Genomic DNA, 23,242 nt, shown 5'->3' on the forward strand with positions numbered 1-23,242 from the left:
AAGGACGGTCCAGACACGTGTTCGAGACGCTCTCCGACCGGTTGACGACGGTCTTCTCGTCGCTGCGCAGCAAGGGCCGGCTCTCCGAGGCCGACATCGACGCCACGGCCCGCGAGATCCGGATCGCCCTGCTCGAGGCCGACGTCGCGCTTCCCGTCGTCAAGGACTTCATCGCCCAGGTCAAGGAGCGGGCGCGCGGCTCGGAGGTCTCGCAGGCGCTGAACCCGGCGCAGCAGGTCGTCAAGATCGTCAACGAGGAGCTCGTCAACATCCTCGGCGGCGAGACCCGGCGGATCCGGCTGGCCAAGAACCCGCCCACCGTGATCATGCTGGCGGGCCTCCAGGGCGCCGGTAAGACGACCCTCGCGGGCAAGCTCGCCCGGTGGCTCAAGCAGGAGGGTCACGCGCCGATGCTCGTGGCCGCCGACCTGCAACGTCCGAACGCCGTCCAGCAGCTCCAGGTCGTCGGCGAGCGGGCCGGGGTGCCGGTGTTCGCGCCCGAGCCGGGCAGCGGCGTCGGCGACCCGGTGGACGTGTCGCGCCGCTCCATCGAGCAGGCCAAGCACGCCCAGCACGACGTCGTCGTCATCGACACGGCCGGGCGCCTCGGCGTCGACACCGAGATGATGCAGCAGGCGATCGACATCCGCGACGCCGTCAAGCCCGACGACATCCTGTTCGTCGTCGACGCCATGGTCGGCCAGGACGCCGTCAACACCGCGCAGGCGTTCATGGACGGCGTCGGCTTCGACGGCGTCGTCCTCACCAAGCTCGACGGCGACGCGCGCGGCGGCGCGGCCCTGTCCGTCCGGCACATCACCGGCCGTCCGATCATGTTCGCCTCGACGGGCGAGAAGTTGGAGGACTTCAGCGTCTTCCACCCGGACCGCATGGCGGGCCGCATCCTCGACATGGGCGACATCCTCACCCTGATCGAGCAGGCCGAGCAGGCGTTCGACGCCGAGCAGGCCGAGAAGATGTCCAGCAAGTTCGCCTCGGGCGAGGACTTCACCCTCGAGGACTTCCTCGAACAGATGATGATGATCCGCAAGCTCGGGCCGATCGGCAACCTGCTCGGCATGATGCCCGGGATGGGCCAGGTCAGGGAGCAGGTCAACCAGATCGACGACCGCGACCTCGACCGGATCGCCGCGATCATCCGCTCCATGACCCCGCAGGAACGCAGCCAGCCGAAGATCATCAACGGTTCCCGGCGGGCCCGCATCGCGACCGGCTCCGGCGTTAGCGTCGGCGAGGTCAGCAGCCTCGTCACCCGCTTCTTCGACGCGCAGAAGATGATGCGCCAGATGGCGGGCGGGATGGGCCTGCCCGGCATGCCCGGCGGCGGCCGCCGCAAGACCAGGGCCGCGAAGGCGGCCAAGAACAAGAAGGGCAAGCAGCGCAGCGGCGACCCGCGCAAACGCGCCGTCGGGGGCAAGCAGCCCCAGGAGCAGCAGCCCGCGGCCGACGCGACGCCGCAGGGCCTCCCGCCCGGCCTCGGCGGGCCCGGCGGCTCCGGCGGTGCCCCCGGCGGGCTCCCGCCGGGCCTCGGCAAGCTCCCGCCCGGGTTCCAGATGCCCGACGTGAACAAGTTCCCGGGCCGCAAGAAGAAGTAGCCCGGCTCCGGCGGTGGCCCGGCTCCGGTGCCCCGGCGGCGACACGGGATCGTACGATTGCGCGTTCGCGCGGATCGTCTGGCAGAATGACAGGCTGGAAACCCCGGAGTCGCCAGGCGCCCTCTCTCGTCCTGCGCGACCGGAGTCCTCGGGCGGCCGCGAGCCGGTGTTCCCCACCTGGCGCGGGCCCGTCCACCCTGTGATGAAGTCTGGAGTACACCACACCCGTGGCAGTCAAGATCAAGCTCAAGCGTCTGGGGAAGATCCGGAACCCGCAGTACCGGATCGTCGTCGCCGACGCCCGCACCAAGCGTGACGGGCGCGCCATCGAAGAGATCGGGATCTACCAGCCCAAGCAGGAGCCCTCGCTCATCCAGATCGACTCCGAGCGGGCGCAGTACTGGCTCGGCGTCGGCGCGCAGCCGACCGAGCCCGTCCGCAACCTGCTGAAGATCACCGGCGACTGGCAGAAGTTCAGGGGCGAGCCGGGCGCCGAGGGCACCCTCAAGGTCGCCGAGCCGAAGCCCGACCGCAAGGCCGTCTTCGAGACCGCGGTCAAGGAGTCGCTCGGCGACGACGCGGCCTCGGGCGCCGCGACGACCGGCCGCGGCAAGAAGAAGGCCGAGCCGAAGAAGTCCGAGGCGAAGGCCACCGAGGCGAACGAAGCTAAGAGCGAGGGCTGACGTGCTCGAAGAAGCGCTCGAGCACCTGGTCCGCGGGATCGTGGAGAACCCGGACGACGTCCGGGTCCGCGCCCGCCGGATCAGGGGCGGCAGGGTCCTCGAGGTGCGCGTGCACCCCGAGGACCTGGGCAAGGTCATCGGCCGCAGCGGTCGCACCGCCAAGGCCCTTCGCACGGTGATCAGCGCCCTCTCCGGCGGTCGCTACGTGCGTGTTGACCTCCTCGACGTCAACGAGGTCCGCTGAGTGGCGTCCCGATGAGCGAACCGCTCGTGGTGGGACGGATCGGACGGCCGCACGGGATTCGCGGTGAGATCAGCATCGACGTCCGCACCGACGAACCGGACACCCGGTTCGCCGCGGGCACGACGATCGCCACCGACCCCGCGGCCTCCGGCCCCCTCACCGTCGAGCGCACTCGCTGGCATTCGGGACGCCTGCTCGTGCGTTTCACCGGGATCGCCGACCGCGACGCCGCCGAGGAACTGCGCGGCGTCTGGCTCGTCGTCGACCCCGAGGACATCCCCTCGTCCGCCGATCCGGACGACTTCCACGACCGGGAACTGATCGGCCTCACCGTCGTCACCGCCGACGGCGCCGACGTCGGCCGTGTCGCCGACGTCCTGCACCACGGCCAGGACGTTCTCGTCGTGGACGGCCCCGCCGGGCAGACGCTGGTCCCCTTCGTGACCGCGCTCGTCCCCGAGGTGGACGTCCCCGGGGGGCGGCTCGTCATCGACCCGCCCCCCGGCCTGCTCGACGCCCCATGAGAATCGACATCGTCACGATCTTCCCCGAGTACTTCGCCGCCCTCGACATCTCTCTTCTGGGCAAGGCGCGGCGTACCGGGCTGCTGGACGTCCACGTCCACGACCTGCGCGACTGGACCCACGACCGGCACCGCACCGTCGACGACACCCCGTACGGCGGCGGCCCCGGCATGGTCATGAAACCCGACCCCTGGGGCGAGGCCCTCGACACCATCGCGCCCCCGTCCACGGCACCGTGCGCCGCCACGGGGGGCCGTTCCGGGGCGGTGCCGCGCCTGATCATCCCGACCCCGAGCGGGCGCCCCTTCACACAGGAACTCGCTGCCCGCTACGCCGCCGAGCCATGGCTGCTGTTCGCCTGCGGCCGCTACGAGGGCATCGACTCGCGGGTCGTCGACGAGGCGCGCACGCGGATGCCCGTGGACGAGGTGTCCCTCGGCGATTTCGTGCTCGCCGGGGGAGAGGTCGCGGTCCTGGTCATGATCGAGGCGGTCGGGCGCCTGCTGCCCGGCGTCCTCGGCAACGCCGACTCCGTCTCCGACGACTCGTTCGCGCCCGGCGCCATGGAGTCGCTGCTGGAGGGCCCCGTCTACACCAAACCGCAGGTCTGGCGGGAACGTCCCGTCCCGGACGTCCTGCTGTCGGGCCACCACGGCGAGATCGCCCGCTGGCGCCGCGACGAGGCGCTTCGCCGCACCGCCAAGCACCGTCCCGACCTGCTGGTCCACCTCGCGCGCGGGGGCCTGGACGACCGCGACCGCGCGGTTCTGCGTGAGGCCGGTTTTCCGGTTGACGCCGAAGATATGGCAGACTAAAGCGTCCGTGCGTCCAACTGCACGGCACCCCACGACCACACTCCGCGGCGCGACGCCCCCACTCAAGACACACCGGGGCCTCTCGACGTCCGCGTTCGACCATGAGGAAACCGCTGCGATGCACACCCTGATCCAGGAGATCGAGAAGGCCGCGATGCGTGCCGACGTCCCGGACTTCCGTCCGGGCGACACGCTGAAGGTGCACGTGCGCGTCACCGAGGGCAACCGGAGCCGTATCCAGGTGTTCCAGGGCGTGGTGATCCGGCGTCAGGGCGGCGGCGCCCGCGAGACGTTCACCGTCCGCAAGATCAGCTACAGTGTGGGCGTCGAGCGGACGTTCCCGATCAACAGCCCCTCCATCGACAAGATCGAGGTGGTCACCCGCGGAGACGTCCGCCGCGCCAAGCTCTACTACCTGCGTAATCTGCGCGGCAAGGCGGCGCGCATCAAGGAGAAGCGCGACCACTGACGTGCACCGTTCGAAAAAAAGGTCCAGCTGAGCTGATGAACACCAACGCCCCGGGAACCCCAGACGGTTACCGGGGCGTTGCCCGTTTCGGACTGAGATGGTCAGTCAGGCCGCAGGCGACACGCCCACAGGCGGCGTCCAATGGGCACCTCGCCGCTAGGCTTTCGCTCTGATGACTGACGAGAACGATCGGAGAGACGTGCGATCCGAGGCCGAGGGCGCGGCGCCCGAAGAAAAGGAGCCTGTGGATTCGGCCGACGAGACGGCCGACGACTCCGACGACTCCGGCAAGGGCAAACGCAAGAAGAGGAAACAGGGCTCCTTCTGGAAAGAGCTCCCCATCCTCATCGTGGTCGCCGTCGTGCTCGCGCTCGTCATCAAGACGTTCGCGGTCCAGGCCTTCTACATCCCGTCGGGATCCATGGAGAACACCCTCCAGGTCGGCGACCGCGTCCTCGTCAACAAGATCGTTTATCACACCCGCGACATCGCCCGCGGCGACGTGATCGTCTTCAACGGCCTCGACTCCTGGGACCCGGAGATCGAGGTCGACGAGCCCGGCAACCCCGTCTCGAAGGCACTGCGGGCCGTGGGCACCGCCTTCGGCGTCGCGCCCAACGAGAAGGACTACATCAAGCGCGTCATCGGCATCCCCGGCGACCACATCAAGTGCTGCGACGCCCAGGGCCGCGTCATGGTCAACGGCGTCCCGCTGGACGAGAACTCCTACCTGTTCACCGACCCGGTGACGCACGAGCGGAACAAGCCGTCCAACGACCCCTTCGACGTCACCGTGAAGCCGGGCCAGCTCTGGGTCATGGGCGACCACCGCGAACTCTCCTACGACTCCCGCTCCCACCGCGGCGACCCGGGCGGCGGCACCATCCCCACCGACCGCGTCATCGGCCGCGCCTTCGTCATCGTCTGGCCGCTGAACCGCATGGACACCCTCCCGATCCCCGACACCTTCAAACAAAAGTCCCTGGCAGCCGCAGTCCCCGCCACCCCCTACGCTCTGGGCGCCATAGGCGCACTCCCCTTCGCCTACATCCAAAGACGCCGCCGAAGAGCCCCTAAGCCCCACCCCACAAAACACGCCCCCTGAACTCCCGACCGCCACCCGCGCGTCCACGGCATGCCATAGCCACATCAGCGCCGTCCAACGCACCTGCAAGAACATGACCACTGCGCCCACGGCCACCAGAACGTACGGCCGCAACCGCCATCGCCAAGGGAATGCCCCCGGGCGTTGAGGGACACCCGCAGTCAGCCTCAGCCTTCGTGCGGAGTGTTGTTCGGCCTCAGCCTTCGTATGGAGTGTTGTCATGCCATGTGATCAGGAACGTCATGGAACGGCGGCGTTCAGGGACTGATGGAACGGGGGCGTTCAGGGAGCGGCGGACGGCCGTGGGGACGTACGCTGCGGAGCATGAAGGGTCGTCCACTGCGCTTCACGCCGCGCCGTGACGCGGGGTTGCACGCATACGAGCGTTCCCTGCAACACGCGGGGCTCAGCCCGGTCGCCGGTGTCGATGAGGCTGGTCGCGGGGCGTGCGCGGGCCCCCTGGTCGTCGCCGCGGTGATCCTCCAGGGCGGACGCGGCAAGATCGACGGCCTCACCGATTCCAAGCTGCTGACCCCCGCGCGGCGTGAGGAGCTGTACGCCGAGATCACCGAGCGCGCGTACGCCTGGAGCGCGGTCATCATTCCGTGCCATGACATCGATCGGATCGGCCTCCACCGCTGCAACATCACGGGGATGCGACGGGCCCTCGCCGCCCTGGACCGGCGGCCCGCGTACGTCCTCAGCGACGGGTTCCGCGTGCCCGGCCTGGAAGTCCCCGGGCTCGCGATGATCAAAGGCGACCAGACGGCGGCGTGCGTGGCGGCGGCGTCCATCGTCGCGAAGGTCACCCGAGACCGGATCATGGTGGCCCTCCACGAGCGGTACCCGGAGTACGGCTTCAACCTCCACAAGGGGTATGTGACCCGCGTGCACGGCAAGGCGCTCGCCGAGCACGGACCCTGTCCAGAGCATCGGTTCTCCTATGTCAACGTTGGGCGTGCCTTGCGTAACAATGGGGAGGTGGCCTTGGTGGAGGAGACCGAAGGGGAGGTCCCCGGCGGGGGCCACGCGGAAGGGGCACGGGCGTGAGCGCCGAGGATCTCGAAAAGTACGAGACCGAGATGGAGCTGCAGCTCTACCGCGAGTACCGAGACGTTCTCGGGCTTTTCGGCTATGTCGTCGAGACCGAGCGCCGGTTCTATCTCACCAACTCGGTCGACCTTCAGGTGCGCAGCGTCGACAACGGCGAGGTCTTCTTCGAGGTGACGATGCAGGACGCCTGGGTCTGGGACATGTACCGCCCTGCCCGCTTCGTCAAGAACGTACGTGTCGTCACCTTCAAGGACGTCAACGTCGAAGAACTCGCCAAGAGCGATTTCGAACCCCCCTCCGACCAGTAGCAAAACGCCTGGAACCGTCCACCACGCCACCATTCGAGCGGTAAACCGCCCCCCGGAACACCAAAAGCACGGCCTGGCCTCCCCTCCCGATGGCAGCACGGCAAACGACACCCAAACCCACCTGAACCGACGCGACACCAACCCCAGACAGACCCCGCCGTATCTCAGTGACCAGTGTGGTTCTACGGGTTCACTGCCCTGGCTACGGCCGGTGGGTCTATTGGGCGAGGCTGGGCTGTGAGGGCAGCGGTCAGTTCGGGTGGGCGTGGTGTTGGTGTCGTTCGGTTGCGGAAGAGCTACGTGACGGGCCTCCTCAGGGCAACTGGGGCTGGCGGTGGTGGTCGGGCCGGTGTCCTCGGGTTGCGGGAGGGTCGCCTGTGGCGTCCTCTCAGGAAGGGTTGTGGTTGGTGATTGGGTCGGTGTCGTTGGGTTGGGAGGGCGGTGCGCGTGGGGTCGGCTCAGGGAGGTTTGGGGTTGTTGGTGGTTGGGCTGGTGGGGGTCTTGGCTGATTTGGTTAGGCGCCAGCCTGACGGGGTGCGTTCGATGAAGCCTGCGGCGGCGAGGAGGCCCAGTTTGGCGTTGATCGTTGTCAGGTCGACGCCTGCCTTGACGGCTAGTTGTGCGGGGCCGGTGGTGCCGCGTGAGGGGAATGCTTCCAGAACGGATCGGGTCACTGGTTCCAGGCGGTCGCGGGCCAGGACGGGGGTGTTTGGTGGTGGGGCGAGGTCGGTGCCGAAACGGCCCACGGCCTCAATGATCTCTGCGGTGCGGGTGGTGAGGGTGGCGCCGTCCTCGCGTAGGAGGCGGTGACATCCGACTGAGGATCGGCTGGTGATCGGGCCGGGCACGGCCATGACCATGCGGCCCAGTTTTGCCGCCCAGGAAGCGGTGTTGAGGGCGCCGCTGCGGGCTTCCGCTTCTACGACGACCGTTCCTCTGGAGAGCGCGGCGATCAGGCGGTTGCGGACGAGGAAGCGGAGGCGGTGCGGGTGGGTGCCCGGTGGGGACTCGCTCACCAGGACGGAACGCCGGGCCATCTCCGCGAACAGGCCCTCGTTGGCGGCCGGGTACGGGACGTCGACGCCGTTGGCGAGGACGGCGACGGTGGAGCCGTCGGCGGCGAGGACGCCCCGGTGGGCCGCCGCGTCGATTCCGAGGGCGCCGCCGGAGATCACCGTCCAGCCTCCGTCGGCCAGTTCGGCGGCGAAGTCGGACGCGGCCCGCAGGCCGTAGGGCGACGCGGCGCGGGAACCGACGATGGCGACCGAACGCAGGCAGCTGTACCGCAGGTCCCCGGGGCCGCGCAGCCACAGGGCGTAGGGGCGTCCGGTTCCGAGATCGTCGAGGGTCGTGGGCCACTCCGGGTCTCCCGGGCAGACGAGGCGTCCGCGGAACTGGGAACAGACGGCCATGTCCTGGTCGGGTTCCGCGGCGATAAGGCGGATGCGCCAGTGTTCGAGGCGTTGGATCTCCTTCGGGGAGGCGTACAGGCCGTCGGGGATCCGGGTGGTGCGTATGGATTCGAGCGCCTGTTCTGGGCCGCAATGGTCGATGATTCGGTTGAGAAAGATGTCTCCGGGTTCGGCGACTGCGGTGAGGGTGGCGCGGGCGGTGCGTTCGTCGCTCATTGGCGCCCCGCCGTCCACAGTGTCAGCGCGCCGCCGATGTCGTCCGCGTCCGGTTCGTCGTGGCCCGTCAGGTCGGCGATCGTCCATGCGACCCGCAGGACGCGGTCGAGGCCGCGTGCGCTCAGTGCGCCTCGTTGGAGAGCTTCGTCGGCGCCCACCATCGCGTCGGCCGGGGGAGTGAAGCGGCGGCGCAGCTCCGGCCCCGGGATCTCGGAGTTGGATCGCCACGGCGTGCCCTCCAGGCGTCTGAGCGTCCGTTCCCTGGCGAGCTGGACACGTTCGGCCACCACCTGGCTGGACTCGGCGAACTCCAGGTCGAAGCGGAGCTCGGCGCGGCTGGCCGGTGCCAGTTCGAGCTTGAGGTCGATGCGGTCGAGAAGCGGGCCCGACAGGCGGGAGACGTATTTGCGGCGGATGCCCGGAGAGCAGGAACAGTCGATCTGTTTGGCGGCGGCGCACGGGCATGGGTTCGCCGCCAGGACGAGGGTGAAGCGAGCGGGAAAACGCGCCATACCCTCGATCCGGGAGATTCTGACGACGCCTTCTTCGAGGGGTTGGCGAAGGGCATCCAGGGTTCCCGACATGAATTCGGGGGCCTCGTCCAGGAAGAGAATGCCGCGGTGGGCTAGGGATACCGCTCCCGGTTGCAGGACGCGGCCCGAGCCGCCGCCGACCATTGAGGCGCGGGACGCACTGTGGTGTGGGGCGTAGAACGGTGGCTGGGTGATGAGCGGCTGACCCGGTCGTAACGTCCCCGCCACCGAGTGGATCGCTGTGACCTCCAGCGCGATGTCGGGTTCGAGCGGTGGCATCAGCGTTGGCAGCCGCTCCGCCAACATGGTTTTGCCGCATCCGGGCGGGCCCGTGAAGGCGAGGTGATGGCCTCCCGCGGCGCTGATCTCCAGTGCTCGGCGGGCCTCCGCCTGGCCGCGGACATCCGCCAGGTCGAGGTCGGGCGGGACGTCCTGCTGCCGTATGGCGAGTCGGTCGGAGGGGGAGGAGGGACCGGTGCTCTCCTCCTCTTCGATGGGCGGTGGTTCGTCGCGCAGGAGGCACAGGAGGCCGCGCAGCGTGGCGGCGGACACGACTTTCATCCCCGGGACGAGTTCGGCCTCGGCGGCGTTCGCGCGTGGGACGACGACCGTCTGGCAGCCCTGGTTGGCTGCGGCCAGCACGGCGGGGAGCGCGCCCTGGATGGGGCGGATGCGGCCGTCCAATCCCAGTTCGCCGATCAGGACGAGGTCGGCGCAGGCCTGTGCCGGAACGGCCTCCGCAGCGGCGAGCAAGGCGATTGCGATGCTGAGATCGAAGGTCGACCCCTTTTTCGGCATGCTCGCTGGGAAAAGGGAGATCGTGACGTGGCGATTGGGCCAATCCTCGCCCGAGTTGAATATGGCGGCGCGGACCCGGTCGCGGGCCTCGCTGAGCGCCGTGTCCGGGAGGCCGACCAGGTGCAGGCCGGGGACGCCGCTGGTGATGGCCGCCTCGACGTCGACCACGCAGCCGTCCACCCCGACGAGCGAGACCGAGCGTGTTTTCGCGAGCGTCATCAACACACCTCCCGCATGTGGTCGACCGAGAAACCGTCGCCGTCCGGGAGCAGGCCGAGAACGTCGACCCGGACGAGCCCTCCGTTGACGCCGTGCGCGGCGGCCCAGCGCCAGGCCAGCCTCCGTAACCGGGCCGCCTTGTCCGCGGTGATCGCTTCGAGGGGGTCTCCGAAGCGGTCGGAGCCGCGGGTCTTCACCTCGCAGGCGACATGGCTCCGGCCGTCGTGGGCGACGATGTCGAGCTCTCCCTCGCGGCAGCGCCAGTTGCGGTCGAGGATCGTCCAGCCGAGGTCGACCAGGTAGTCGGTGGCGGCGTCCTCACCGCGCCGACCGAGGCTGATGTGGGCGTTCATGGGCCTCACCTCCGGATTCCGACGATGCCGTGCCGTGACAGTGCGTCGCCGAGAAATGACACCCTGTGGATAACTTTGGGGAAACGGCGTTCGGTGCTTGCTTCTCGCGGGCGGTCGTCGCACCGTGACGCTGTGGCCAACGCGATGGAGGACGCCGTCTCCGAGTTCGGGCGCCATCTGCGGGCCGAACGCGATGTCTCGCCGCACACCCTGAGGGCCTACCTCGGTGATCTGAGCGACCTGACCGGCTACGCCAGCGGTGTCGGCGTCGTGGACCCGGCGGAGTTGGACGTCACGCTTCTGCGCGCCTGGCTTGCCCGTCAGCACGCGCTTGGCCGCTCCCGTGCCACCCTGGCTCGCCGCACGGCCGCCGTCCGCGCGTTCACCCGGCATCTGCACCGGCGCGGTCTGCTCCAGGACGACCCCGGCCTGCTGCTCGGAACCCCGAGGAAGCACCGTGATCTCCCCGGGGTGCTCACCCAGGACGAGGCGGCACGACTCCTTGACACGATGGACTCGGAGGGCCCACTGGGGCTCCGCGACCTGGCCGTTCTGGAGACGTTCTACGCGACGGGCGTCCGCGTCAGCGAACTGTGCGGTCTCGACATCGACGACCTGGACACCGGACGCGGCACCGTCCGCGTCCTTGGGAAGGGCGGACGCGAACGGACCGTCCCGGTGGGAGAACCCGCCGCTCGCGCCGTCCAGGACTGGTTGCGAGCCGGACGCCCCGCGTTGGTGACGGACGGCAGCGGGCCCGCACTGTTCCTGGGAGCCCGGGGGAAACGCCTGCACCCGACGAGTGCGCGCCGCATCGTCCACACGCGGATCGCCGAGGTCGGCCAGGTGACCGACCTCAGCCCGCACGGCCTTCGCCACAGTGCCGCCACGCATCTGCTGGAGGGCGGCGCCGACCTGCGAAGCGTCCAGGAAATCCTCGGCCACGCCTCCCTACAGACGACCCAGCTGTACACGCATGTCTCGGCCGAACGCCTCAAACAGGTCCACCGCCAAGCCCACCCCCGCGGAGCCCGGTAACACCCGAACTTCGCAGGGGCGGGCCAGCGCTCGCTCGTGACAGACAACTGCACTCACCAGCGGGAACGGTCGCCCGTGGTGGGTTTAGGGGTGTGGCGTAGGCGGCGTTCTCGGGAGAGGTTGATGACGCCGGGCGGTGGGTGGCGGCGACTGTGCAGGCGGGAGCGGGCGTGGGTGCGGCGCCAGACGAAGGTCAGGGTGAAGCTGAGGGCCATGCCGGATAACGCCCCGCCTGTCGCGGTGGTTGCGTCTCGCAGGGCGATCCCCGAATCGGGGGCTGGGTCTGGGGCGGGGCGGCTCGCGGACGGTGTTGGGCGTTCCCAGAGGGGGAGCAGCCGTAGCTCGCGCTGCACCAGACTGATCGGATTCAGGTAGACGGGCCCGCGTAGCAGGCCCCAGTGCAGGCAGGTTTCCGGGCAGTGGTGCGAGCCGTCCTCCACGGTGCCGATGCGGGCGCCGGACGTGACCCGGCGGCCCACCCGGACGCTGGGACGGACCGGCAGATACGTGGTCCGCAGCTCGCCATGGCCGATCGCGACCACCCCGCGTCCCGCCAGACGGGCGGCGTAGAGGATGCGGCCCGGACCGGAGGCGTAGACGGGCTGCCCCGGACGGGCCGCGAGATCGACGCCCCGGTGACCTGGTCCCCATGTGGACACGGGAGGGCTGAAACCCCGGATGATCCGAGGGGCGGGCGGGCCCAGCGGCCAACGCCAGGCGTCCAGGGCGGGGCTCCAGGCGCTCAGGCCCGACGTCGCGGCGGTGATCACGCAGGTGAGGAGCAGTGTCAGCAAGACCATGTCCCGCAGCCTGTCGGTGCCACGCACCCCGCGTCCCAAGGTCCCCGAACTGTGGATAACCATCGCACCAGCGATTCCCGGACCCGTCCACGCCCTGATAATCTGTAACCGTGTCCGAGGGGGCACCGGCCAGGCCAGGCCGTTGACGATCCCCCCAGGGGGAACGCCGAGAAGCCGCGTTGAGCGGAACGGTCACAGGACCCGGGAACGGGTCACAGCCGCCAGGGTTGTCCCAGGCGGCTGATTTCACGCGCCCGCATGCCATCCGCGCAGGGTGGGGCGCCGTCCCTCGGTCCGTCGCACGGCGACGGTGGGATGACGCCCGGGCGTAGGCAGACAACCAAATGCGGCCCGGCAGGGCCAGAGAAGGAGAACACGGGCAATGGCACCCGTCGTCACCATGCGGCAGCTCCTTGAGAGCGGCGTCCATTTCGGCCACCAGACCCGCCGGTGGAACCCGAAGATGAAGCGCTTCATCCTCACCGAGCGCAACGGCATCTACATCATCGACCTGCAGCAGTCGCTGTCCTACATCGACCGCGCCTTCGAGTTCGTCAAGGCCACGGTCGCCCACGGCGGGACGATCCTGTTCGTCGGCACCAAGAAGCAGGCCCAGGAGTCCATCGCCGAGCAGGCCACCAGGGTCGGCATGCCCTTCGTCAACCAGCGTTGGCTCGGCGGCATGCTCACGAACTTCTCCACCGTCCACAAGCGGCTCACCCGGCTCAAGGAGCTGGAGGAGATCAACTACGACGATGTGGCCGGCTCCGGCATGACCAAGAAGGAGCTTCTCGGTCTGCGCCGTGAGAAGGACAAGCTGGAGCGCACCCTCGGTGGTATCCGCGACATGGCGAAGGTTCCGAGCGCCATCTGGATCGTGGACACCAAGAAGGAGCACATCGCCGTCAACGAGGCGAAGAAGCTCGGTATCCCGGTCGTGGCGATCCTGGACACCAACTGTGACCCCGACGAGGTCGACTACCCGGTTCCGGGCAACGACGACGCCATCCGCAGTGTCAGCCTGCTGACCCGCGTCGTCGCCGACTCCGTCGCGGACGGTCTCATCGCCCGCGCGGGTGCCGCGCCCGGCGGCGACCAGAAGCCGGCGGAGGGCGCCGCCGCTGGAGGCGCCGAGGAGCCGCTGGCCGAGTGGGAGCGCGACCTCCTCAAGCCGAACGAGAACGCCGCGGAGGCGCCCGCCGAAGCGCCGGAGGCCCCGGCCGAGGCTCCCGCCGAGCCCGCCGACAGCGCTCCGGCCGAGGCCGAGGCCGAGGAGACTGAGCAGGCCGAGCAGGCTGCGGAGCCCGCGGAGCCCACTGCGGAGGCCGTCGAGCAGCCCGTTGAGCAGCCCGCCGAGCAGTCCGCCGAGGAGGCCCCGAAGCCCGCCGAGGCCGAGCAGGCTTGATCCCACGCTCCCGGCCGCCCCGGCGCGGGCGCGGCCGGGAGCGTCGCGGATCCCACGATCAACGACGAGAGAAGCGAAGAGAGCTATGGCCAACTTCACCGCCGCTGACGTCAAGCGGCTGCGCGACCTGACCGGCTCCGGCATGATGGCCGTGAAGAACGCCCTCACCGAGGCCGACGGCGACTTCGAGAAGGCCACCGAACTGCTGCGTCTCAAGGGCGCCAAGGACGTCGGCAAGCGCGCCGAGCGCACCGCCGCCAACGGGCTGGTCGCCGAGTACTTCGCGAACTCCGGCGACGGGGCGCTCCTCGAGCTCAACTGCGAGACCGACTTCGTCGCCAAGAACGAGCAGTTCATCGAGCTGGCGAACCGGCTCGTCGAGTTCGCCGCGGGCAGCGGCACCGCCGACGCGCCGGGGCTGCTGACCGCCGAGATCGAGCCGGGCACGACCGTCCAGGCCCTGATCGAGCAGAACAGCGCCAAGATCGGCGAGAAGCTGGAGCTGCGCCGCTTCGCCCACTTCCAGGGCGCCTATGTGGCCAGTTACCTGCACAAGTCCGACCCGTCCCTGCCGCCGACCACCGGTGTGCTGGTCGAGCTGGACGCCGAGAACCCCGAGGTCGCCAAGGACATCGCCCAGCAGATCGCGGCGATGGCCCCCAAGTACCTCACCCGCGAGGAGATCCCCGCCGAGGCGATCGAGAAGGAGCGGGCGCTCGCCGAGCAGCTCACCCGCGACGAGGGCAAGCCCGAGCAGGCCATCCCGAAGATCGTGGAGGGCCGGGTGAACGCCTACTTCCGTGATTTCGTGCTGGTCGAGCAGGCTTTCGTGAAGGATGGCAAGAAGACCATCGCGAAGGTCCTGGACGAGGCCGGTGTGAAGGTTGTCCGCTTTGCCCGGTTCAAGGTCGGGCAGGCATAGGGGCACTCTGGAGACAGACGCCGACAGAACACGAAGCAACGAGGAGGCCGCCGACGTGCCGGAGAAGACGACCACTAGCGCGACGGCGGCCTCGTCGTCCGATCGGGATGTCAGCAGCCGACAGCCCGCGCACGGCCAGCACGCGCCGCGCGCGGGCTGGAAGCGGGTACTGCTGAAGCTCTCGGGCGAGGCCTTCGCCGGACGCGACCCACTCGGCATCGACCCGGAGATCGTCCAGCATGTGGCCGAGGCCATCGCCGAGGCCGTACGGGACGGCGTCCAGGTGGCGGTCGTCTGCGGCGGGGGCAACATGTTCCGCGGCGCGGTCATGGCCGAACGCGGTATGGATCGCGGACGCGCCGACTACATGGGCATGATCGGCACGGTCATCAACTGCCTGGCCCTCCAGGACTTCCTGGAGAAGCTCGGTCTCGACACCCGCGTGCAGACGGCCATCACCATGAGCCAGGTCGCCGAGCCCTACATCCCACGGCGCGCCATCCGGCACCTGGAGAAGGGACGCGTCGTCATCTTCGGCGCGGGCCTCGGGCAGCCGTTCTTCTCCACCGACACCACCGCCGCGCAGCGCGCGCTGGAGATCGGCGCGGAGGCCGTCCTGAAGGGCACGCAAGTGGACGGTGTCTACGACGCCGATCCGCGAAAGAATCCTGACGCGGTCAAGTTCGACCGTTTGGAATACGGTGAGGTTCTACAGCGGGGCCTGAAGGTCATGGACGCCACGGCCATCAGCCTCTGCATGGACAACGCGCTCCCCATCGTGGTGTTCGATCTCATGGGGCAGGGCAACATCGTCCGGGCCGTCCGGGGTGAGAAGATCGGCACGCTGGTCAGCCCGGAGGAGGGCTGACCGCAGCCCCCGACCGCGGTGCGCGACACGGTACGGGACCCAGCGCGGAACCGTACGACCAGGGCCGACCAGATGACATGGGAGTCACAGTGATCGACGAGACCCTCCTCGAAGCGGAGGAGAAGATGGAGAAGGCGGTCGCGGTCGCCAAGGAGGACTTCCAGGCCATCCGCACCGGCCGGGTCACCCCCGCGATGTTCAACAAGATCACCGCCGAGTACTACGGCACGCCGACGCCGATCAACCAGCTCGCGTCGTTCACGTTGCCGGAGCCGCGGATGGTCATCGTCCAGGTCTTCGACAAGTCGTCCATGCAGGCCGTGGAGCGGGCGATCCGTGACAGCGACCTTGGCGTGAACCCCACCAACGACGGCAACGTCATCCGGGTGGTCTTCCCCGACCTGTCGGAGGAGCGCCGCAAGGAGTTCATCAAGGTCGCGGGCACCAAGGCGGAGGACAGCCGGGTCTCCATCCGCAACATCCGCCGCCGGGCCAAGGACAGCCTCGACAAGCTCGCCAAGGACGGCGAGGCGGGGGAGGACGATGTCCGGCGTGCGGAGAAGGAGCTCGACGACGTCACGCACCGCTACGTGGCGCAGATCGACGAGTTGCTTGAGCACAAGAAGGCGGAACTGCTCGAAGTTTGATGGAACTCGACGACGCCGGGGGGCCTCCGCGCTCCCCGGAGGAGCCGGAGGCCGACATGGCCGACATGGCCGGGAAGGCACCGGACACCCCCACGGAGGACGAGTCGTCCTCTGGCGCCGCCCCTCCCGCTGGCGCGCACGCATACGTCCCGCCTTCTGACACCCCTCGCACTGACGAGTCCCCTCCGGGGCTGGTTGATGACGACACGTCCACTGGAGGCGCCTCTCTTGCAGGGGCGTCTTCTGTAAACGGCGGGTCTGCGGACGCGTCCGCCGGTGGGGTTTCTTCCGCAAGCCCGCCTTCCGGGACGTCCGGGGGCAAGCGCGCGGGCAGGACTGGACGCGACCTTCCCCTCGCGATCGGTGTGGGGCTGGGGCTCGGCTCCTTGGTGCTGCTCTCGCTCTACACGGTCAAGGAGATCTTCCTTGCCGTGATGATCGTGTTCCTCTTCATCGGGATGCGGGAGCTGACGGAGGCTTTCAAGAGCCGCGACATCCGCGTTCCGTTCGTCCCGGTCGCGGTGGGCATGGTGGGCACACCGGTCGTGGCGTACGAGTGGGGTTCCACTGCCGCGTTGGCAGCGGTATCGGTGACGGTGTTCGCGCTACTGCTGGCACGGTTGACTGACGGCGCCGATGGCTATGTGCGGGACGTCTCGGCGGGCGTTTTCGTGGTCGGCTATCTGGTGCTCGTAGGCGGGATCGTGGCGCTGCTCATGCGTCCCGATGACGGCGACCACCGCATCGTCATTTTCATCGCCACCACGGTGGCGAGCGACACGGGCGGCCTGTTCGCGGGAGCATTCCTGGGCAAGCACAAGCTGGCGCCCACGATCAGCCCGAAGAAGACCTGGGAAGGGGTCACGGGCTCCGCTCTCATGTGCGTGCTCGTCGGCGGCGGCCTGGTCTGGTGGCTGCTGGACGACGGCAAGATCTGGCAGGGCGTGCTGGTCGGTCTCGCCGCCGTGGTCACCGCGACCGCGGGCGACCTCGTCGAGTCGATGATCAAGCGTGACCTCGGCATCAAGGACTTGGGAACGATCCTTCCCGGCCACGGGGGCGTGATGGACCGCCTCGACTCCCTGGTGGTCACGGCCCCCGTCGTCTGGCTTCTCCTGGAACTGTTCGTCCCGAGCTAGGACGCGCCTTCGCGCGGTGGCTGAGAAGCCTCCTGGGTTGGTTCAGGACACGACCCAGGAGCGTCCCTGTTGCGCGAGGCGGCGGACCAGTGCGTCCGAACCCTCGTTCTTGGCGTGGCGGTGCTCTTCACCGGTGATGGGCACCAGCCACAGCCATCGGACGGGGTCGCTATGGAGTGTGAGCCCCGTCAACCCAGGTGACTCTGGGCCCGCCAGACGGCTGGGGTCGTCCAGGAGGAGTACGCCCTCCCAGGTGGAGTCGCCGCTGCGCAGCGGGAACGTGCTGGCCTCGTGGTACCACTTGACGACGTCTCCGGGCGCGAACCACGTCACCGACCGCCACGGGTACTGCGACAGCCACGGGAAAATGCTTCCCACGCGCTGACTCGGCAGGGTGCTCGCTACTGCCAGCTCTATGCGTCCGTACGGGGTGACGTCGTCTTCGTAGAGTTCGACCGTTGGCATCCTCTGGCGGCACATCCCGACAGTGCTGAGGACGGTGAATTCGCGCTCGCCGCGTGCGGGACGTTCCGAAACCCCTACGGTCGGGGCCATGCCGGTGCGTCCGCTGCCAAGTTGCCGTCCTACGTCGTGCCAGTAGTGGCCACCTGGGCCGAGCCGTTGGAGCAGGTGTCCGAGCACCGATTGCTGGAACTCCGCCCACGAACCGTCCGCGCGGCACATCTTCCAGTGCTCGCGGGCCCGGTCGATCCGCGGGCCGAAGTCGTCGATCTCCTCGTCCAGCGGGAACGCGAAAGGACTCTGGCGCGCTGCGTCACGGGCGTATCCGGGGATGCCGCGACCCATGTCGGACCAACCAGGGATCACGAACAGGGGATCGCCCGCTTCGAGGACGGCCACTCCGTCGCCCTCCTCGAACCACACGACCTCCAGGCTCTCGGCGTCCAACGCCTTGCGTCCCCCCGGATGGCGCACGTGGGACTCGGGCAGAAGGGGCGCGCGGCCCGCGCCAAGCCGGGACTGGTCGAGATCGGACGGGGCCTTGCGATGGTTCGCGACCCACACCGCCCCGACCACGGAGTCACGCGCGTCCTTCAGGTAAGCGGCGGTGACATCACCGTCGGTCTCGATGGTGAGCCGCCGACTACCGTACGGACTCGCCGCGGCGTGGACCACCGTGGCCGCCGAACCCTGGGACGAGGCGGCGCCCCTGCGCAATACCGACATGATCGAGACCTTAGTCGCACACAAGGTCATGTGCAGGAATGTCGAGTGTCGAGTGGGCGTGTGTCCGTAGATGGACGATGCACGTGCCGGTATTTGCGACACTGGAAGAACCATGTCTAGCACCCAGCCAGCCGTCACTGCCTCCGCGCCTGAGAAGACCCCCGCGAAACTCGTCTTCGCGGCGCCCAGGCGCGGTAAGCCGCCGCGGCATCTCGCCGACCTCAGCTCCGCGGAACGCCGCGAGGCGGTCGTCCAGCTGGGTGAGAAGCCGTTCCGGGCCGACCAGCTGTCGCGTCACTATTTCTCCCGGCTGGTCGACGATCCCGCCGAGATGACGGACCTGCCCGCCGCCGTCCGGGAACGTCTCGTGTCCGACCTTCTGCCCTCGCTGCTCACCTCGGTGCGCGAGATGGACTGCGATGGCGGGAAGACGCTGAAGACCGTCTGGAAGGCGTTCGATGGCGTGCTGTTCGAGTCCGTGCTGATGCGGTACCCGGATCGGGCCACGCTGTGCGTCTCGTCCCAGGCAGGGTGCGGCATGAACTGTCCCTTCTGCGCGACGGGTCAGGCGGGGCTCACCCGCAACCTCTCTACGGCCGAAATAGTCGAACAGGTCACTGCGGGCGCGCGCGCACTGGCGCGTGGACGCATCACTGGTGGGCCGGGACGTCTGTCCAACATCGTGTTCATGGGCATGGGTGAACCTCTGGCGAACTACAAGGCGGTGATGGGCGCGGTGCGGCGCATCACCGACCCCGCACCCGCCGGCCTGGGCATCTCGCAACGCGCGGTTACTGTTTCGACGGTCGGGCTCGTCCCGGCGATGGAGAAACTCGCCGCCGAGGACATGTCGGTGCGGTTGGCAGTGTCCCTGCACGCGCCCGACGACGAACTCCGCGACGACCTCGTCCCGGTCAACAACCGGTGGAAGGTCGCCGAGGTCCTGGACGCGGCCTGGGCGTACGCCGACCGCAGCGGCCGCCGTGTCTCGATCGAGTACGCCCTCATCAAGGACGTCAACGACCAGGCGTGGCGGGCGGATCTTCTCGGAAGGCTCTTGCGCGGGAAACTCGTACACGTCAATCTGATCCCGTTGAATCCAACGCCGGGTTCCAAGTGGACCGCTTCACGGCCCGAGGACGAGCGTGAGTTCGTCCGGCGGCTGGAGGCCCACCGGGTCCCGGTCACGGTGCGCGACACTCGGGGCAGGGAGATCGACGGGGCCTGCGGTCAGCTGGCCGCGTCGACCAAGGACTGAGCGTTCCGCGGGGTCGCGCCCGCGGGGCGAGGGGACACGGCTGAGGAGCAGGTCGCGGTGAGAGCGGATGCGCGGCTGCCGGTGGTCTTGCGCGGCTACGACAGGATCCAGGTTGATCGCTTGCTGCGCCGGATCGCGCGGGCACTGAACGGCGGGCCCCCGATGTCCGCGGACGAGGTGCGGAGGGTGCGCTTCGACATCGTCCTGCGCGGCTACGAACCCCATGCCGTGGACCAACTGGTACGTGAATGCATCCTGGAACTCCAGGTCAAGTCTCCGCTCTCCGAACGGCTCGGCCGTCCGCGCGCGCACCCGGCCTGGCTTATCAACTGGATCCAGAACGCCCGTTTCGCGGGCGCGGGCATGCGTTCCGGTTACGACGTACGCGACGTGGACGCCTTCCTGGACCGTGTGATCGCCGGTCTGCGCGGCACCGCCCCACCGCTGTCCGCCCGGGACGTGCGGGAGAGCTCGTTCCGCGTCGTCCGGCTCGGACCCGGCTACGACGAGCAGGAGGTCGACCGCTTCCTCTTGCAGCTCGCGGGCGCCCTCGAACGCCGCTGACGAAGTTATCCACAATTTCGCGGGGTGCTGCACGCGGCCTGGGGGCTGCGTAACCCTACGTACATGGACGACTTCAAGGCACAGTTTGTGCGGCTCCGATGCCTTCTGGCGGCTTTCCTTCCTCCCGAGTTCGCGGCGGCCTTGATGCCCCTGACCAGGCCCGCGCTGCGACTGGGCACCAGCGGCGAGGTACCCGTCCACCTGGGCGGCGTCCCGCTGCTCCCGCCCGACGAGCCCTGGCCGTGCTGGAAGGGACGCCTCCTCGGCTTCCTGGGGGCGATCGACTTCGCCGCCCTCAGCCGCTTCAAGGACATCGCTGGCCTACCGCCATCCGGCAAGGCCGCGTTCTACTACGCCTGCGAAACTCCCCGCCCGTGGGGAGACGAGGCGACCCAGCGCGACGGCTGGCGCGTCCTCACCGGCGACCTCCGCGAAGCCACCCCGCCACCCGGCGCCTCGAACTCCCCTCAAACCCTCCTGCACGCCGCCCCATTCCTCTCCCTGCCCTCACCCCAGGAGGCGCCCATACGACGCCTGGAGGCCACCTGCAGCGGCTTCTTAGCCATCTACGAACAGCTGCACGCAGTCTGGGCACAGCACATCTGGCCGGACGACATGCCCGTCCACCAACTGGGAGGCTGGCCCGCCCTCGTCCAACGCCCGATCGGCCCCGACTGCCTGTACGCCTCAACGGGCCGCCCTCTGGAGACCCTCAACCCCCCACCCCTGACCCCCGAGGAAGAACAAGCCGTGCAGGAGTGGCAACTCCTCCTCCAACTCGACTCCGACGACCGCCTCGGCTGGTACTGGGGCGACCCAGGCCGCATCTACTTCTCCGCCCGCCCCACCGACCCCCCAGAAAATTCCTGGCTAACCCTCCAAGCCGCCTAACCCACCCCCGCCCCAGCCTCCCCACCCGCCCACAGCCCCACCACCCCCCAGCTCCCATGCCCACCCCAACGAGGAACGCCCACCCAACGACGAACGTTCACCCCGACGACCAACGCTCACCCAACGACGGGTGCTCACCCCAACGACCAAGGCACGCTCACCCCAACGACCAAGGCACGCACAACGACCAACGCTCACCCAACGACCAACGAACGCGCAACCACAACAGGCGTCCCCATTACGCCGCACACCAAGCCACCGGCCACGCCCGCACCACCCGAACGAAGGCGAACCCGCCATCACGCAACCGACACCCCCACCCAACAACGCCCTCCCATTGAGCCAGGCTCGACCGAGCGCTCGTCCCATCCAGGCTCCTCTGAGACTCAGCCGTGCCGAGGACGCCGAGCTGGCCCGCGTCCACCATCACGCAACCGCACTCCCGAACAACGCCCTCCCACCAAACCAAGTCCAACCGAGTGCTCGTTCGTCCGACCCAGGCTTTCCCGAGGAGGTTTACGTGCCTTGACCGGGGCCCCTGTCTGGGCGTGGCGTGACGCTCCGCGTGATGCCAGGGGTTTTGGCTGCGTATGGAGAACACACTCTCCGCCCAAGGCACGCCAACCCCCTCGGCGCGACACCAGAGAGCTAAGCCCGAGCGCGGCCCCGCGCGCTGATCAACAACACACACGACCCACCTCAACGCCCCATGACTCACGCGAACCCGACCTCGTAACAGGGGCAATCACCGAGTGCGCCCCCCACGGTCGAGGACCTGGCCCGTCAGATGACCCAGCCATCCCGGCACCACCCGAAGTACACAAAGTCGCCCCGTCCGGGCGTCACGTCACCGGATCTCTCGGACAACGCCGAGCAGCTTGAGAGTGCCTGGTGGTGTGGCAACGGGGGTTGGTGGCGTGCCGAGGGTTGGTGGCGCGTGCTGCGCCGTTGGTCGTGTGCTGCGTGGGTTGTTGCTAGAGAGGAGGTTTGGTGGTGGTTATTGGGGGTTGGTTGTGTTTTGTTTGGCGGTTGTGTTGTCGGTGGTGGGTGTCAGGCGTCTTGTCGGTGCTGGGTGGTAGTTGTGGGGCTCGGGTAGCGTCGCGGGGGATGCGGGTGAAGGGGAGTGGTGCGAGTGGGTGGGGTGGGGCAGGGGTGTGTGTTCTGCGAGATTGTTGAGGGGGAGCGGGGTGCGCATCTGGTGATGGACATGCCGGATGTGGTGGCGTTTCTTGATACGCGGCCGCTGTTCAAGGGGCATACGTTGCTGGTGCCGCGCGTGCACTACGAGACGCTGATGGATTTGCCTGGCGAGTTTCTGGGGCCGTTCTTCGAACGTGCTCAACGGATCGCGGGGGCTATGGAGTCGGTGCTCGGCGCGGCGGGTTCGTTCGTGGCGATGAACAACCGGGTCAGTCAGAGCGTCCCGCATCTGCATGTTCATGTCGTCCCGCGTAATCGGAAGGACGGCCTTCGCGGATTCTTCTGGCCTCGGCAGAAGTATGAGTCCGATGAGGAGGCTGCTGACTACGCCGCACGCTTGTCGGCTGAGGTTGGCGGATGACTTGTGGAGAGACGGTGGTGACCGGCCGGTTCGGGGAGGGTCGCTTACTGTTCTGGTTTTGAGGTGGTTGTTATTGCGGTTGTTATCGGGTTGATGCAGCTCGCTCTTGGGGGAGGAGGGAGCGAAAGTGGGCGCGGCTGTGGGTGTGGCGGGGCACGGTATGGCTGCGGGCCTTGTGGCGGGTGGGTGGTGGTGGCCGCGAGTTTGCGTTGGGGGGTGGGGTTAGGTGTAGGCCAGTAGGAGGGCTGTTAGGGGGGCGACTGGTTCTGTGTTGGTGGGGGGCATTTCCTCGCGGGCGGCGGCGTGTTCGTAGAGGTCTCGTTCGGCCCTGTCCAGGAGAGCGGACATGACGTAGTCCGTGACCGTCCAGCCGATCAGCTCGGCCGCTTTGCGGATCACCAGGAGCTGCTCGGCGGAGGGGTGGAGCGTGATCTCGTCGGCGGCGGGAAGGTTCTGGCGAACCGACTCAGACATGGCCGGTCTCCTTCCTTCGGGCATCTAAAAGTACGCCGTGGGGTGTCAGCGAGACATCCCACGAGAGAACGAGAATCGTCAGCTCTCAGGTGGAGGACGCGGGGCCTGGTGTAGGCCTGTTTGCGTAGTTTCGTGTAGA

General features: G+C 68.5%; 25 protein-coding genes. 19 read left to right on the top strand and 6 right to left on the bottom strand.

Features of this window, described 5'->3' with window-relative positions; translation table 11 throughout:
- Positions 1 to 17: 17 nt before the first annotated feature.
- The 9 genes from ffh (at position 18) to ABD808_RS09955 (ending at position 6,817) form a co-directional block, all read left to right on the top strand.
- Positions 18 to 1,616, top strand: a complete 1,599-nt coding sequence (gene ffh, locus ABD808_RS09915; protein WP_344893349.1) for a signal recognition particle protein — start codon at positions 18 to 20, stop codon at positions 1,614 to 1,616.
- Between the two features lie 227 nt (positions 1,617 to 1,843).
- Positions 1,844 to 2,299, top strand: coding sequence for a 30S ribosomal protein S16 (rpsP, locus tag ABD808_RS09920; RefSeq protein WP_344893352.1), 456 nt, complete (start codon positions 1,844 to 1,846; stop codon positions 2,297 to 2,299).
- A gap of 1 nt (position 2,300) precedes the next feature.
- Complete coding sequence (locus tag ABD808_RS09925; protein WP_021598307.1) at positions 2,301 to 2,543, top strand: RNA-binding protein; 243 nt, start codon at positions 2,301 to 2,303, stop codon at positions 2,541 to 2,543.
- Between the two features lie 11 nt (positions 2,544 to 2,554).
- A complete protein-coding gene (rimM, locus tag ABD808_RS09930) occupies positions 2,555 to 3,067 on the top strand; it encodes a ribosome maturation factor RimM (RefSeq protein WP_344893355.1) in 513 nt (170 codons plus the stop codon).
- Positions 3,064 to 3,882: a tRNA (guanosine(37)-N1)-methyltransferase TrmD gene (gene trmD / locus ABD808_RS09935; RefSeq protein WP_344893358.1), complete on the top strand. Its 819-nt coding sequence runs from the start codon at positions 3,064 to 3,066 to the stop codon at positions 3,880 to 3,882. The genes rimM and trmD overlap by 4 nt, the downstream gene beginning before the upstream one ends.
- Positions 3,883 to 4,000: 118 nt before the next feature.
- Positions 4,001 to 4,351: a 50S ribosomal protein L19 gene (gene rplS, locus ABD808_RS09940; RefSeq protein ID WP_344893361.1), complete on the top strand. Its 351-nt coding sequence runs from the start codon at positions 4,001 to 4,003 to the stop codon at positions 4,349 to 4,351.
- Positions 4,352 to 4,550: 199 nt separating this feature from the next.
- Entirely contained in the window at positions 4,551 to 5,456 is a 906-nt protein-coding gene (gene lepB / locus ABD808_RS09945) for a signal peptidase I (protein WP_344893364.1), read from the top strand.
- Positions 5,457 to 5,780: 324 nt separating this feature from the next.
- On the top strand, positions 5,781 to 6,506 hold the full coding sequence (locus ABD808_RS09950) for a ribonuclease HII (protein WP_344893367.1): 726 nt from the start codon (positions 5,781 to 5,783) through the stop codon (positions 6,504 to 6,506).
- Positions 6,503 to 6,817 carry a DUF2469 domain-containing protein gene (locus ABD808_RS09955; RefSeq protein WP_344893370.1) on the top strand — a complete coding sequence of 105 codons (315 nt, stop codon included), beginning with the start codon at positions 6,503 to 6,505 and terminating at the stop codon, positions 6,815 to 6,817. Before ABD808_RS09950 ends, ABD808_RS09955 begins: the two co-directional genes overlap by 4 nt.
- A gap of 458 nt (positions 6,818 to 7,275) precedes the next feature.
- On the opposite strand, the gene dprA is transcribed toward ABD808_RS09955, so the two are convergent.
- From dprA to ABD808_RS09970, 3 genes are read right to left on the bottom strand one after another with little or no spacing between them, the layout of a single operon-like run.
- Positions 7,276 to 8,445, bottom strand: a complete 1,170-nt coding sequence (gene dprA, locus ABD808_RS09960) for a DNA-processing protein DprA (protein WP_344893373.1) — start codon at positions 8,443 to 8,445, stop codon at positions 7,276 to 7,278.
- A complete protein-coding gene (locus tag ABD808_RS09965; RefSeq protein WP_344893376.1) occupies positions 8,442 to 9,995 on the bottom strand; it encodes a YifB family Mg chelatase-like AAA ATPase in 1,554 nt (517 codons plus the stop codon). The genes dprA and ABD808_RS09965 overlap by 4 nt, the downstream gene beginning before the upstream one ends.
- On the bottom strand, positions 9,995 to 10,348 hold the full coding sequence (locus ABD808_RS09970) for a YraN family protein (RefSeq protein ID WP_344893379.1): 354 nt from the start codon (positions 10,346 to 10,348) through the stop codon (positions 9,995 to 9,997). Before ABD808_RS09970 ends, ABD808_RS09965 begins: the two co-directional genes overlap by 1 nt.
- 132 nt (positions 10,349 to 10,480) lie before the next feature.
- Here ABD808_RS09970 and ABD808_RS09975 point away from each other — a divergent pair, with 132 nt between their 5' ends.
- Positions 10,481 to 11,386, top strand: a complete 906-nt coding sequence (locus ABD808_RS09975; RefSeq protein WP_425548907.1) for a tyrosine recombinase XerC — start codon at positions 10,481 to 10,483, stop codon at positions 11,384 to 11,386.
- Positions 11,387 to 11,439: 53 nt separating this feature from the next.
- On the opposite strand, the gene ABD808_RS09980 is transcribed toward ABD808_RS09975, so the two are convergent.
- Positions 11,440 to 12,186 (bottom strand): M23 family metallopeptidase, encoded by a 747-nt coding sequence (locus ABD808_RS09980; RefSeq protein WP_344893382.1) that lies wholly within the window; start codon positions 12,184 to 12,186, stop codon positions 11,440 to 11,442.
- A 382-nt stretch (positions 12,187 to 12,568) separates the two neighbouring features.
- Between ABD808_RS09980 and rpsB the strand changes: the two genes are divergently transcribed.
- The 5 genes from rpsB to ABD808_RS10005 all read left to right on the top strand — a co-directional run bounded on the left by rpsB (position 12,569) and on the right by ABD808_RS10005 (position 17,167).
- A complete protein-coding gene (gene rpsB / locus ABD808_RS09985) occupies positions 12,569 to 13,591 on the top strand; it encodes a 30S ribosomal protein S2 (RefSeq protein ID WP_344893385.1) in 1,023 nt (340 codons plus the stop codon).
- 85 nt (positions 13,592 to 13,676) lie between these two features.
- The gene (tsf, locus tag ABD808_RS09990; RefSeq protein WP_344893388.1) at positions 13,677 to 14,513 is read left to right on the top strand and encodes a translation elongation factor Ts; all 837 of its coding nucleotides are present in this window, start codon (positions 13,677 to 13,679) and stop codon (positions 14,511 to 14,513) included.
- 55 nt (positions 14,514 to 14,568) lie between these two features.
- Positions 14,569 to 15,381 (top strand): UMP kinase, encoded by an 813-nt coding sequence (gene pyrH, locus ABD808_RS09995; RefSeq protein ID WP_344893390.1) that lies wholly within the window; start codon positions 14,569 to 14,571, stop codon positions 15,379 to 15,381.
- 89 nt (positions 15,382 to 15,470) lie between these two features.
- Entirely contained in the window at positions 15,471 to 16,028 is a 558-nt protein-coding gene (gene frr, locus ABD808_RS10000) for a ribosome recycling factor (protein WP_344893392.1), read from the top strand.
- Positions 16,029 to 16,393: 365 nt separating this feature from the next.
- Positions 16,394 to 17,167 (top strand): phosphatidate cytidylyltransferase, encoded by a 774-nt coding sequence (locus ABD808_RS10005; protein ID WP_344893394.1) that lies wholly within the window; start codon positions 16,394 to 16,396, stop codon positions 17,165 to 17,167.
- Between the two features lie 42 nt (positions 17,168 to 17,209).
- Here the strand turns inward: ABD808_RS10005 and ABD808_RS10010 are convergent, their stop codons facing one another.
- Complete coding sequence (locus tag ABD808_RS10010) at positions 17,210 to 18,355, bottom strand: suppressor of fused domain protein (protein WP_344893396.1); 1,146 nt, start codon at positions 18,353 to 18,355, stop codon at positions 17,210 to 17,212.
- Between the two features lie 112 nt (positions 18,356 to 18,467).
- Here ABD808_RS10010 and rlmN point away from each other — a divergent pair, with 112 nt between their 5' ends.
- The 4 genes from rlmN (at position 18,468) to ABD808_RS10030 (ending at position 22,629) form a co-directional block, all read left to right on the top strand.
- Positions 18,468 to 19,613, top strand: a complete 1,146-nt coding sequence (gene rlmN, locus ABD808_RS10015; RefSeq protein WP_344893399.1) for a dual-specificity RNA methyltransferase RlmN — start codon at positions 18,468 to 18,470, stop codon at positions 19,611 to 19,613.
- A gap of 57 nt (positions 19,614 to 19,670) precedes the next feature.
- A complete protein-coding gene (locus ABD808_RS10020) occupies positions 19,671 to 20,177 on the top strand; it encodes a DivIVA domain-containing protein (protein ID WP_344893403.1) in 507 nt (168 codons plus the stop codon).
- Positions 20,178 to 20,240: 63 nt separating this feature from the next.
- Positions 20,241 to 21,068: a DUF1963 domain-containing protein gene (locus tag ABD808_RS10025; RefSeq protein ID WP_344893406.1), complete on the top strand. Its 828-nt coding sequence runs from the start codon at positions 20,241 to 20,243 to the stop codon at positions 21,066 to 21,068.
- Between the two features lie 1,156 nt (positions 21,069 to 22,224).
- Positions 22,225 to 22,629: an HIT family protein gene (locus ABD808_RS10030; protein WP_344893409.1), complete on the top strand. Its 405-nt coding sequence runs from the start codon at positions 22,225 to 22,227 to the stop codon at positions 22,627 to 22,629.
- A 222-nt stretch (positions 22,630 to 22,851) separates the two neighbouring features.
- On the opposite strand, the gene ABD808_RS10035 is transcribed toward ABD808_RS10030, so the two are convergent.
- On the bottom strand, positions 22,852 to 23,103 hold the full coding sequence (locus tag ABD808_RS10035) for a type II toxin -antitoxin system TacA 1-like antitoxin (RefSeq protein WP_344893412.1): 252 nt from the start codon (positions 23,101 to 23,103) through the stop codon (positions 22,852 to 22,854).
- Between the last annotated feature and the right edge of the window lie 139 nt (positions 23,104 to 23,242).

It is taken from the genome of Actinomadura meridiana, assembly GCF_039537545.1.
Classification (GTDB): Bacteria; Actinomycetota; Actinomycetes; order Streptosporangiales; family Streptosporangiaceae; genus Spirillospora; species Spirillospora meridiana.

Excerpts from the sequence above, each read along its gene's own strand:
- rimM (WP_344893355.1), top strand. The coding sequence starts at position 2,555 with ATGAGCGAACCGCTCGTGGTGGGACGGATCGGACGGCCGCACGGGATT.
- trmD (WP_344893358.1), top strand. The coding sequence starts at position 3,064 with ATGAGAATCGACATCGTCACGATCTTCCCCGAGTACTTCGCCGCCCTC.
- rplS (WP_344893361.1), top strand. The coding sequence starts at position 4,001 with ATGCACACCCTGATCCAGGAGATCGAGAAGGCCGCGATGCGTGCCGAC.
- ABD808_RS09950 (WP_344893367.1), top strand. The coding sequence starts at position 5,781 with ATGAAGGGTCGTCCACTGCGCTTCACGCCGCGCCGTGACGCGGGGTTG.
- dprA (WP_344893373.1), bottom strand. The coding sequence starts at position 8,445 with ATGAGCGACGAACGCACCGCCCGCGCCACCCTCACCGCAGTCGCCGAA.
- ABD808_RS09965 (WP_344893376.1), bottom strand. The coding sequence starts at position 9,995 with ATGACGCTCGCGAAAACACGCTCGGTCTCGCTCGTCGGGGTGGACGGC.
- ABD808_RS09970 (WP_344893379.1), bottom strand. The coding sequence starts at position 10,348 with ATGAACGCCCACATCAGCCTCGGTCGGCGCGGTGAGGACGCCGCCACC.
- ABD808_RS09980 (WP_344893382.1), bottom strand. The coding sequence starts at position 12,186 with ATGGTCTTGCTGACACTGCTCCTCACCTGCGTGATCACCGCCGCGACG.
- rpsB (WP_344893385.1), top strand. The coding sequence starts at position 12,569 with ATGGCACCCGTCGTCACCATGCGGCAGCTCCTTGAGAGCGGCGTCCAT.
- tsf (WP_344893388.1), top strand. The coding sequence starts at position 13,677 with ATGGCCAACTTCACCGCCGCTGACGTCAAGCGGCTGCGCGACCTGACC.
- ABD808_RS10010 (WP_344893396.1), bottom strand. The coding sequence starts at position 18,355 with ATGTCGGTATTGCGCAGGGGCGCCGCCTCGTCCCAGGGTTCGGCGGCC.
- rlmN (WP_344893399.1), top strand. The coding sequence starts at position 18,468 with ATGTCTAGCACCCAGCCAGCCGTCACTGCCTCCGCGCCTGAGAAGACC.
- ABD808_RS10025 (WP_344893406.1), top strand. The coding sequence starts at position 20,241 with ATGGACGACTTCAAGGCACAGTTTGTGCGGCTCCGATGCCTTCTGGCG.
- ABD808_RS10035 (WP_344893412.1), bottom strand. The coding sequence starts at position 23,103 with ATGTCTGAGTCGGTTCGCCAGAACCTTCCCGCCGCCGACGAGATCACG.